General features: G+C 34.4%; 16 protein-coding genes and 1 pseudogene. All 17 read left to right on the top strand.

What is annotated here, in order from left to right; genetic code table 11:
* Positions 1-297: 297 nt before the first annotated feature.
* The 17 genes and pseudogenes from HGPT_RS05275 (at position 298) to rplX (ending at position 9,652) form a co-directional block, all read left to right on the top strand.
* Positions 298-1,443 (top strand): ABC transporter substrate-binding protein, encoded by a 1,146-nt coding sequence (locus tag HGPT_RS05275; protein ID WP_019138798.1) that lies wholly within the window; start codon positions 298-300, stop codon positions 1,441-1,443.
* Positions 1,440-2,468 carry a FecCD family ABC transporter permease gene (locus HGPT_RS05270; RefSeq protein WP_019138797.1) on the top strand — a complete coding sequence of 343 codons (1,029 nt, stop codon included), beginning with the start codon at positions 1,440-1,442 and terminating at the stop codon, positions 2,466-2,468. The genes HGPT_RS05275 and HGPT_RS05270 overlap by 4 nt, the downstream gene beginning before the upstream one ends.
* Positions 2,465-2,903: pseudogene (locus HGPT_RS09985) on the top strand (ATP-binding cassette domain-containing protein); the annotation flags it as partial. The gene HGPT_RS05270 and the pseudogene HGPT_RS09985, both read left to right, overlap by 4 nt.
* Positions 2,904-3,275, top strand: a complete 372-nt coding sequence (locus tag HGPT_RS09980) for an AAA family ATPase (RefSeq protein ID WP_051007893.1) — start codon at positions 2,904-2,906, stop codon at positions 3,273-3,275. It abuts the pseudogene before it with no gap.
* Between the two features lie 564 nt (positions 3,276-3,839).
* On the top strand, positions 3,840-4,157 hold the full coding sequence (gene rpsJ, locus HGPT_RS05260; RefSeq protein WP_005957385.1) for a 30S ribosomal protein S10: 318 nt from the start codon (positions 3,840-3,842) through the stop codon (positions 4,155-4,157).
* 60 nt (positions 4,158-4,217) lie between these two features.
* Positions 4,218-4,850, top strand: a complete 633-nt coding sequence (gene rplC, locus HGPT_RS05255; RefSeq protein WP_019138796.1) for a 50S ribosomal protein L3 — start codon at positions 4,218-4,220, stop codon at positions 4,848-4,850.
* A gap of 17 nt (positions 4,851-4,867) precedes the next feature.
* Entirely contained in the window at positions 4,868-5,491 is a 624-nt protein-coding gene (rplD, locus tag HGPT_RS05250; protein WP_019138795.1) for a 50S ribosomal protein L4, read from the top strand.
* On the top strand, positions 5,491-5,778 hold the full coding sequence (gene rplW, locus HGPT_RS05245) for a 50S ribosomal protein L23 (protein ID WP_019138794.1): 288 nt from the start codon (positions 5,491-5,493) through the stop codon (positions 5,776-5,778). The genes rplD and rplW overlap by 1 nt, the downstream gene beginning before the upstream one ends.
* An 18-nt stretch (positions 5,779-5,796) precedes the next feature.
* The gene (gene rplB / locus HGPT_RS05240; RefSeq protein ID WP_019138793.1) at positions 5,797-6,627 is read left to right on the top strand and encodes a 50S ribosomal protein L2; all 831 of its coding nucleotides are present in this window, start codon (positions 5,797-5,799) and stop codon (positions 6,625-6,627) included.
* Positions 6,628-6,640: 13 nt separating this feature from the next.
* The gene (gene rpsS, locus HGPT_RS05235) at positions 6,641-6,925 is read left to right on the top strand and encodes a 30S ribosomal protein S19 (protein ID WP_019138792.1); all 285 of its coding nucleotides are present in this window, start codon (positions 6,641-6,643) and stop codon (positions 6,923-6,925) included.
* Positions 6,926-6,936: 11 nt separating this feature from the next.
* On the top strand, positions 6,937-7,272 hold the full coding sequence (rplV, locus tag HGPT_RS05230) for a 50S ribosomal protein L22 (protein WP_019138791.1): 336 nt from the start codon (positions 6,937-6,939) through the stop codon (positions 7,270-7,272).
* 11 nt (positions 7,273-7,283) lie between these two features.
* Positions 7,284-8,033 carry a 30S ribosomal protein S3 gene (rpsC, locus tag HGPT_RS05225; protein ID WP_019138790.1) on the top strand — a complete coding sequence of 250 codons (750 nt, stop codon included), beginning with the start codon at positions 7,284-7,286 and terminating at the stop codon, positions 8,031-8,033.
* A 17-nt stretch (positions 8,034-8,050) separates the two neighbouring features.
* Positions 8,051-8,482 carry a 50S ribosomal protein L16 gene (rplP, locus tag HGPT_RS05220; RefSeq protein ID WP_010244405.1) on the top strand — a complete coding sequence of 144 codons (432 nt, stop codon included), beginning with the start codon at positions 8,051-8,053 and terminating at the stop codon, positions 8,480-8,482.
* On the top strand, positions 8,472-8,678 hold the full coding sequence (gene rpmC, locus HGPT_RS05215; RefSeq protein WP_019138789.1) for a 50S ribosomal protein L29: 207 nt from the start codon (positions 8,472-8,474) through the stop codon (positions 8,676-8,678). The genes rplP and rpmC overlap by 11 nt, the downstream gene beginning before the upstream one ends.
* A 4-nt stretch (positions 8,679-8,682) precedes the next feature.
* A complete protein-coding gene (rpsQ, locus tag HGPT_RS05210) occupies positions 8,683-8,937 on the top strand; it encodes a 30S ribosomal protein S17 (RefSeq protein WP_019138788.1) in 255 nt (84 codons plus the stop codon).
* Positions 8,938-8,960: 23 nt separating this feature from the next.
* A complete protein-coding gene (gene rplN / locus HGPT_RS05205) occupies positions 8,961-9,329 on the top strand; it encodes a 50S ribosomal protein L14 (RefSeq protein WP_019138787.1) in 369 nt (122 codons plus the stop codon).
* Between the two features lie 14 nt (positions 9,330-9,343).
* Positions 9,344-9,652, top strand: a complete 309-nt coding sequence (gene rplX / locus HGPT_RS05200) for a 50S ribosomal protein L24 (RefSeq protein ID WP_019138786.1) — start codon at positions 9,344-9,346, stop codon at positions 9,650-9,652.
* Positions 9,653-9,681: the final 29 nt, after the last annotated feature.

The following is a 9,681-nucleotide window of genomic DNA, read 5'->3' as shown; positions in this document are numbered from 1 at the left end:
TCTCTCTTTAGGTTTTTTGTTTCTGGATCGATTTTTGCATTTGTTGTGTCAGGAACAATTTTCATCAATAATAATATTTTCATAGTTCCTCCTATTTTGTTTTACTCAATATACATATATAATACCCCAAAATCCACAAAGTATTAAGATAATTTTCACAATTGATAAAAATAATCAAAAAATTTTAAAGAATTTCTTTTTATTCTTCAAGATCCTTAATTTTTTCTCGACTTGTATTATAATGGAAGTGGAAGTATTTTTAATTTATATATATGAAAGAAGGTTTAGAAAAAGAAGATGAAAGATTTTAAAAAATTAAAAGTCTTTGTTTTAATGGCAAGTATGCTTGGCTTAATTTTGACAGGCTGTGCCAATAAGACTGAAGATGAACTTAATAATTCTACTAAAAATGAAACAAAAGTAGCAGCAGAAGAAAAAACTGGGACTCACAAAATTACTGACCATGCAGGTAGAGAACTTGAAATTCCAGACAAAATCGATAGAGTTGTTATTGATCAAGTTCCAATTTTATCTACTTATATGGCATACCATGAAGGAAAGGCTCCTTACATTGTGGGTTATGCTGGTTCACTTAAACAAGTTATATCTAATACAGTTCTTCAAGATATTGCACCTGAACTTTTAGATACGACAAATACAGTTCAAGGTCAATCAGACATAAATGTAGAAGAAATTATAAAGTTAAAACCAGATGTAATTTTTTATAATGCAAAAAATCAAGACAGATATGAAAAACTAGCAAAGACTGGTGTTCCTTGTGTTGGTTTTGTGACTATGGGCGCAGAAAGTCCAGCTGATCCAATAAATAGGTATGGAGAATGGCTAAAACTTTTGGAAGATGTATTTGATGAAAAAGGCAAGATGGACGACTTCTTAGGAGCTGGCGACGATATTGTAAAGGATGTCGAAAAGAGAATTGCTACTGTGCCAGAAGATAAAAGACCAAGTGCTATGATTCTTTGGAAGTATGTTGAAGGAACTCCAATTGTTGCTGGAAAGGGAACTTTTGGCGACTTTTGGTTAAAAAGACTTGGAGTAAAAAATGTGGCACAAGATGCAAAGGGATATGCCAAGGTAAATGTTGAAGAAATTTACAAGTGGAATCCTGATATTTTGTATCTTGATGGGCCAGGTCTATTGGATATTAAACGAAGCGATGTCTACAACAATTCTGTTGAAGGATTTGATTTTTCAAACTTAAAGTCTGTAAAGGACAAGAGAGTTTACAATTCAAAGTTAGGTATGTGGAACTGGCTTACACCAAATCCAGATGCGCCACTAGTCCTTGCTTGGCTTGCAAGTGAAACTTATCCAGAAGCCTTTCAAGACTATGATTTAAACAAGTTAATCAAAGATTATTATCTTAAATGGTACAATTATGAGCTTTCTGATGAACAAATCGAGGACATGTTTAATATATGACAAAAAACTTTTGGATTAGGGATGATGGGAGATTTCATCCCTATCTTTATTTTATTTTAATTATCTTTCCAATTTTTTGTGGAATAATCTCCCTTTATATGGGAAGGATGGATATTAAAATATCAGAAATAATTTTACTTTTTAAAAATTTCATATTAAAAAGGGAACTTGATCCAATGATGGAATCTCTAATTTTTAATATAAGGCTCCCTAGAGTTTTGACAGCTCTTCTTGTAGGATCAGGTCTTACTGCAGCGGGCATTAGCTTTCAAAGTTTATTTTCAAATCCTCTTGCAACACCAGATATTTTGGGAGTTTCTTCTTCTGCATCTCTTGGTGCAATTTTGGGGATTCTCTTGTCCTTTGGCACTATGGGTATTCAAATGCTGGCACTTTTGACTGGGCTTTTTTCAATTTTTATAACAATAAATATTGTAAAAAAAGATGAAACTTCTATGATGAGCCTGATCTTGGCAGGAATTATTGTATCTTCCCTTGCCAATGCCCTAAGTTCGCTTTTAAAATACACAGCTGATCCTATGGACAAGTTGCCACAAATCACCTATTGGCTAATGGGATCCTTTGGCAGAACTTCTTATAAAAATCTCCTTTTAGCAGGTCCGCTTATAATAATTTCTATTATTGTAATTTATAAAATGAGATGGAGCCTTAATATTTTATCTTTATCTGAAGATGAGGCCATTTCTCTTGGGGTTAATGTCAAAAAGACAAGGTTGATTTTTATTTTCGCTTCAACCCTAATCACTGCATCTTCTGTTTCTATTTGCGGTCAAATTGGCTGGATAGGCCTTATTATTCCTCATCTTGTGAGATTAATTGTGGGAGCTAATAACCTTTACACTCTCCCTCTTGGGCTAAGTCTTGGGGCAGGATTTATGGTTTTAATCGAAGCTTTTTCAAGGACTGTTTCTGTTATTGAACTTCCTATTTCAATTTTAACTGCAATTCTTGGAGCACCAATTTTTATAGTCTTGATGAGAAAATCGGGAGGTGTCTTTAAATGAAATTAGAAGTTGTGGGAGGATCTTTTAAATTTAAAAATACAGATTACATTTTAAAAGATATGAATTTTTCCCTAGAAGATTCTGATATCCTTTCAATACTTGGACCTAACGGAGTTGGAAAGACAACTCTAATTATGTGTTTAACTGGACTTCTTCAGTGGAACAAGGGTGGAACTTATTTAGATGGAAAAAATATTTCTTCTATAAATAATAAAGAATTTTGGTCAAAGCTTTCTTATATACCACAAAAGAGAAATTCAACTTTTTCTTATTCAGGACTAGACATGGTTCTCTTTGGGGCGAAATCTTCTATGTCAATTTTTGAAAGACCAAGAGCTTGCCATATAAAAAAAGCCTGTCAAATAATGAAGATGGTTGGAATTTATAATTTAAAGGACAAAAAAGTCGGATCAAATGAGTGGTGGAGAAATCCAAATGCTTTTAATAGCAAGAAGTCTTATGAAAGATCCAAAAATAATTATTTTAGATGAGCCAGAAAGTGGTCTTGATTATAGAAATCAAAGGATAATCTTGGACTTGTTAAAAGAACTTTCTAAGACTGGTGTGATAATCGTTATGAACACTCATTATCCAGAGCACGCACTAGCAAGGTCTAACAAGTGCCTTATTTTAAATTATGACAAGACTTATGAATTTGGAAGGACTAGGGAAGTTTTAAATAGAGAAAATTTAAAAAAGTCCTTTTCCATTGATGTAAATATTTCTGAAATAGAAGTAGAGGGGAAAAAATATGATAGCATTATTCCTCTGGACTTAGATGAAAGGGATAAAAATTATCCTATATAATATGTAGAAAGTTTAAAGTATATTTTATAAAAAAATTCTGTGATAAAAGTATGGTTTTTACCATACTTTTTTATTTGTAAGAGAGTTTTATTATAGAAGAAAATTAAATTTGTAAAAAAATAATTGTGTAAATAAATATCTTTATAACAGAAAAAATTATAATATAAAAATATTTTTAGAATTTTTAAAAAATATTTATAAATCATTGCAATTATAATCTTTTTAGACTATATTAGATAGAGCGCCTATAAATATAGGAGGAATTTCCTCATAAGAATATTTTTAGTAAAAAATCCCATAAATTTCAAAAAAACCTGTAAATATCCTTTACAATTGGCGTTTTTTATTATATAATATCTGAGCGTAAAAAAAAGAAGGTTGCGATGAAGTCATAAGTTGCTTGAAATTTTGTTGAAAAAAAGGAGTTTCAAGGTAATTATGACAGAGAAGTCCAAGCTGGACTTGGGCGTGGGTTATTTTTTCAGATGCGCCCTGTTTACACACCAGGGTGCGTGTATCGATAACCCCATTCGCAAGTAAGGCTTTAGCGAATAGGAGGTAAATATGTCTAACAAAGGCAAACAAAAAATTAGAATTAAACTTAAAGCTTATGATCATGAATTACTTGACAATTCAGCACTAAGAATTGTTGATGCTGCTAAAAAGAGCGGTGCAGAAGTTTCTGGACCAATTCCTCTTCCAACAGAAAAGGAAATCATCACAATTATAAGAGCTGTACACAAGTACAAGGATTCAAGAGAACAATTTGAGCAAAGAACTCACAAAAGACTAATTGATATACTTAATCCTACACAAAAGACTGTAGATTCACTTATGAAGTTAAATCTACCAGCTGGTGTAGATATTGAAATTAAACTTTAAAACTTTGCTTTATATGACTTCTTTTAGTAGAAGTCCGCTGTAAATATTAGGAGGTGCAACATGAAATATTTAGTAGGTAAAAAAATTGGCATGACCCAAATTTTTGACGAAGAGGGTACTGTCACTCCTGTCTCAGTTATTGAAGTAGAACCAAATGTTGTTGTGCAAAAGAAAACTGTTGAAAGTGATGGATACGATGCTATCCAAGTTGCAACACATGAAGTTAAGGAAAAGAAATTAAACAAACCTGAGAAGGGACATTTAGACAAAGCTGGTGTAGGATATAGAAAACATCTTTCAGAATTTAGAACTGATGATGTAGAATCTTACAACTTAGGCGATGAAATAAAAGTAGATTTATTTGAAGTTGGAGAACATGTTGATGTTGTAGGAACTTCAAAGGGTAAAGGAACTGCTGGTATTATTAAACGTCACAATTTTGGACGTGGTAGAGAAACTCACGGTTCTAAATTCCACAGAATGCCAGGTGGTATGGGTGCTGCTTCTTATCCAGGAAGAGTATGGAAAAACCACAGAATGGCAGGAAAAATGGGTAACGAAAGAGTTACTGTACAAAATCTTGAAATTGTAAGAATAGATACAGATAAAAATTTAATTTTAGTAAAAGGTGCTATTCCAGGACCTAAGAAGGGAACTGTTAGAATTAAAAGCACTGTTAAAATGACTAAATAAGATAGGGAGGTTAAGAAATGCCTAAGATTCAAATGATTGACATTAAGGGAAATCCTGTTGAAGAAGTCGAACTAAGTGAAGGGCTATTTGCTGCTCCTGTTAGCACTCATGCTGTTTATTTAGTTGTTAAAAATATTTTGGCTAACAAAAGACAAGGTACTCACTCTGCTAAGACACGTGCTGAAGTTCGTGGAGGCGGAAGAAAGCCTTGGAGACAAAAGGGAACTGGTCGTGCAAGACAAGGTTCTATTAGATCACCTCAATGGAGAGGCGGCGGAGTTGTTTTCGCTAAGAAACCAAGAGATTACTCTTACACAACTCCTAAGAAGACTAGAAGAGTTGCTCTAAAGTCAGTTCTTACTAGCAAGTTACAAGATGGCGAAATGATTCTTGTAGATAACTTCCAAATGGAAGAAGTTAAGACAAAAGTTTTTGCTAACATCTTAAAGAATATTGGTGCTGGTGAAAAAGCACTTGTTGTTGTTAATGACGACGAAAAAGATGTTCAAAGAGCTGCAAGAAACATCGCTGGTGTTAAAACATCAAGAGCTACTGATATAAATGTATATGACTTACTAAAATACGACAATCTTGTTATTACTAAGTCTGCACTTGATGTTGTTGAGGAGGTTTTTAACTGATGAATAAATTTGACGTTATAAAAAGACCTTTAATCACTGAACAAAGTATGGACATGATGGCAGATAACAAATATGCTTTCGAAGTTGTTAAAACTGCTACAAAACCTGAAATCAGAGAAGCTGTTGAAGAAATCTTCGGCGTTAAGGTTGAAAAAGTATATACAATGAATATGCGTGGTAAACTTAAAAGACAAGGAGTTCATCAAGGAAGACGTCCTTCATGGAAAAAGGCGATAGTTAAGCTTACTGATGACTCAGAGCCGATAGAATTTTTTGATTCTATTTGATAGTAGGGAGGTATTATAATGGCGATTAAAGGATTTAAACCTACAACTCCTGCTCGTAGAAAAATGACAGTTGCTTCTTTCGAAGAGATTACTAAGACTACACCTGAAAGATCTCTTTTAGCAACAGTTAATAAGACTGCCGGTAGAAATGCTCATGGTAGAATTACTAGTAGACACAGAGGCGGCGGAGTTAAAAGAAAATATAGAATTATAGATTTAAAGAGAGATAAAGACAATATTCCTGCAAGAGTAGCAGCTATTGAATATGATCCATATAGAACAGCTTACATTGCTCTTTTAAACTATGCTGATGGTGAAAAGAGATACATCATTCAACCAAATGGTTTAAAAGTAGGAGATGTAATTGAATCAGGAACAGACGCAGATATCAAAGTTGGTAACGCACTTATGCTTGCTGACATTCCTGTTGGTACAACAGTTCACAATGTAGAAATGACTCCAGGACGTGGCGGTCAAATCGCAAGATCTGCTGGATCATCTGCACAACTTATGGCTAAAGAAGGCAAGTACGCTCAACTTAGACTTCCATCAGGTGAATTTAGATTAATCAACCAAAGATGTAAGGCAACAATTGGACAAGTTGGAAATATTTCTCATGAACTTATCACACTAGGTAAGGCAGGTAAGAGCAGATATCTTGGAAATAGACCTCACGTAAGAGGATCTGCAATGAACCCTGTTGATCACCCTCATGGTGGTGGGGAAGGTAGAACTCCAGTTGGTAGACCTTCACCAATGACTCCTTGGGGCAAGAAAGCTCTAGGACTTAAGACTAGAAAGAAATCTAAAAAATCTAACATGTATATTGTAAGAAGAAGAACTAAGTAATCGGAGGGTATTAATGAGTAGATCAATAAAAAAAGGACCATTTGCTGATGAACACCTTCTAAAGAAGGTTGACGAGCTTAATGATAAGAACGAACACAAAGTAATTAAAACTTGGTCTCGTCGCTCAACTATTTTCCCTGAATTTGTTTCACACACAATTGCTGTTCACGACGGCAGAAAACATGTGCCAGTATACATTACTGAAGACATGGTAGGACATAAATTAGGTGAATTTGTTCCAACAAGAACATATAGAGGCCATGGTGCCAAGAGCGAAAAGAGCACAACACTTAAATAAGGAGGGTTATAATGCAAGCACAAGCAATTGCTAAATATGTAAGAATATCACCTCTAAAGGTGAACTATATATGCGCAGAAATACGCGGAAAAAGCGTTGATGAGGCCCTCTCTATTTTAAAGTTTACTAATAAAAGGGGAGCTCATGAACTTTATAAGGTACTAAATTCAGCTGTAGCAAACGCTGAAAACAACCTTAATTTAGATAGAGGAGATCTTTATGTTAAAAAGGCCTATGCTAATGAAGGCCCAACTATGAAGAGATTCCATCCTAAGGCTAAGGGTATGGCTTATCCAATTCTTAAAAGATCAAGTCATATTGGCGTTGTAGTAGCAGAAAGAGAGTAAGGAGGTAGAGAATGGGTCAAAAAGTAAACCCACATGGACTTCGTGTTGGAGTAATCAAAGATTGGGATTCAAAATGGTACGCTGATAAGAAAAATTTTGCCGATCTTTTAGTTGAAGACAACAATATTAGAAATTATGTTAAGAAAAAACTTTATGCAGCAGGTATTGCTAAGATCGAAATCGAAAGAGCTGCTAATAGAGTTAAAATTTCTATTCATACAGCAAAACCAGGTATGGTAATTGGCCGTGGTGGTGCTGGCGTTGAAGAACTAAGAACTGAAATTGAAAAACTTACAGATAAATCTGTTGTTATAAATGTAGAAGAAATCAAAAACCAAGACTTAGATGCACAAATCGTTGCTGAAGGTATTGCTGAAGCTCTTGAAAGAAGAGTTGCATTTAGACGTGCTATGAAACAAGCAATCCAAAGAACTATGCGTCAAGGAGCACTTGGTATTAAGACTTCTGTTTCTGGTCGTGTTGGTGGTGCTGATATGGCAAGAACTGAAGGATACTCTGAAGGAACTATTCCTCTTCAAACTTTAAGAGCTGACATTGACTATGGTTTTGCTGAAGCTGATACAACTTATGGTAAAATCGGTGTTAAGGTTTGGTTATACAAAGGTGAAGTTCTTCCTGAACTAACTGAAGAAAAGGGAAGAAGATCAAGAGATAATAGAGATAACAGAAATCGCAAGAGACGCGATAACAGAAATAATAATAGAAATAATAGAAGAGACAATAAAAATAAAGAGTCTTAAAGAAGGGGGGAATAGTCATGTTGATGCCTAAGAGAGTAAAATATCGTAAAGTTCACAGAGGCAGAATGAAGGGCAAGGCTATGCGTGGTAATGAGCTTGCATACGGCGAATATGGTATAAAAGCTTTAGAACCTTGTTGGATAACTTCAAATCAAATAGAAGCGGCACGTCGTGCTATGACAAGATATATTCGTAGAGGTGGAAATATCTGGATTAAGATTTTCCCAGACAAACCTGTTACAGAAAAACCTGCTGAAACTCGTATGGGTTCCGGTAAAGGTGCACCAGAATACTGGGTAGCAGTTGTTAAACCAGGTAGAGTTTTATTTGAAATGGGTGGTGTTTCAGAAGAAGTTGCAAGAGAAGCTATGAGACTTGCATCCATGAAACTCCCTGTAAGAACAAAATTCGTTATGAAAGATAAGGATGGTGACTCAAATGAAGGCTAATGAAATCCGCAATATGTCTAGCGAAGATTTAAATAATAAAGTTAATGAACTTAAAAATGAACTTTTTAATTTGAGATTCAGATTGGCAACTGGCCAACTTGATAATCCATCAAGTATTAAAAATGTTAAAAGAGATATAGCAAGAGTAAAAACGATCATTAGAGAACGTGAACTTGAAGTTGGAAAGGAGGCTTAATCTCATGGAAAGAAATTCAAGAAAAACTTTAACAGGTATTGTTGTAAGCGACAAGATGGACAAGACTATTGTAGTTCAAACTGAGACTTTAAAGACTCATCCAATTTATAAGAAGAGATTTAAGAAAACTACTAAATTCAAGGCTCATGATGAAAATAATGAATGTGGTATTGGTGATCGCGTAAGACTTATGGAAACTAGACCACTAAGTAAAGATAAAAGATGGAGACTTGTAGAAATTATTGAAAAAGCTCAATAATTTTGGCTTGAAAGGAGAATAACATGATTCAACAAGAAACAAGATTACGTGTTGCTGACAATTCAGGTGCAAGAGAACTATCTGTTGTTAAAGTCCTTGGTGGTACTAATAGAAAAACAGCTAACATTGGCGATATTGTAGTGTGTTCTGTAAAACATGCAACACCCGGTGGCGTTGTTAAAAAAGGTGCCGTTGTTAAAGCAGTTATTGTTAGAACAAACAAGGGTATCAGCAGAAAAGACGGATCTTACATTAGTTTCGATGATAATGCAGCTGTTGTAATAAAAGACGATAGAAGCCCAGTTGGAACTCGTATTTTTGGACCTGTAACTAGAGAACTTAGAGCTGGAAACTTTATGAAGATTATATCTCTAGCTCCGGAAGTACTATAATTTGGAGGTGTAATATGAGAATTAAAAAAGATGACATCGTAAAAGTTATAGCCGGAAAAGATAAAGGCAAGACTGGTAAAGTCCTAAGAACAATTCCTAAGAAAGACTTAGTTGTTGTTGAAAAAGTTAATGTTGTTACTAAGCACATTAAACCAAGAGGACCTCAAAACCCAGGTGGAATAGAAAAAATGGAAGCACCAATTCACGTATCAAATGTTATGTACTTTGACAGTGCAGCAGGAAAGGCTACAAGAATTGGTTATAAATTTGAAGATGGAAAAAAAGTTAGATTTGCTAAATCTAGCGGAAAGACAATTAAGTAGGGGTAGAATAATGACTTCAAGATTACAAG

Origin of the sequence: Peptoniphilus timonensis JC401 (assembly GCF_000312025.1) — a bacterium.
Classification (GTDB): Bacteria; Bacillota; Clostridia; order Tissierellales; family Peptoniphilaceae; genus Peptoniphilus_A; species Peptoniphilus_A timonensis.
This window is presented reverse-complemented; position numbering and strand designations above follow the sequence as displayed.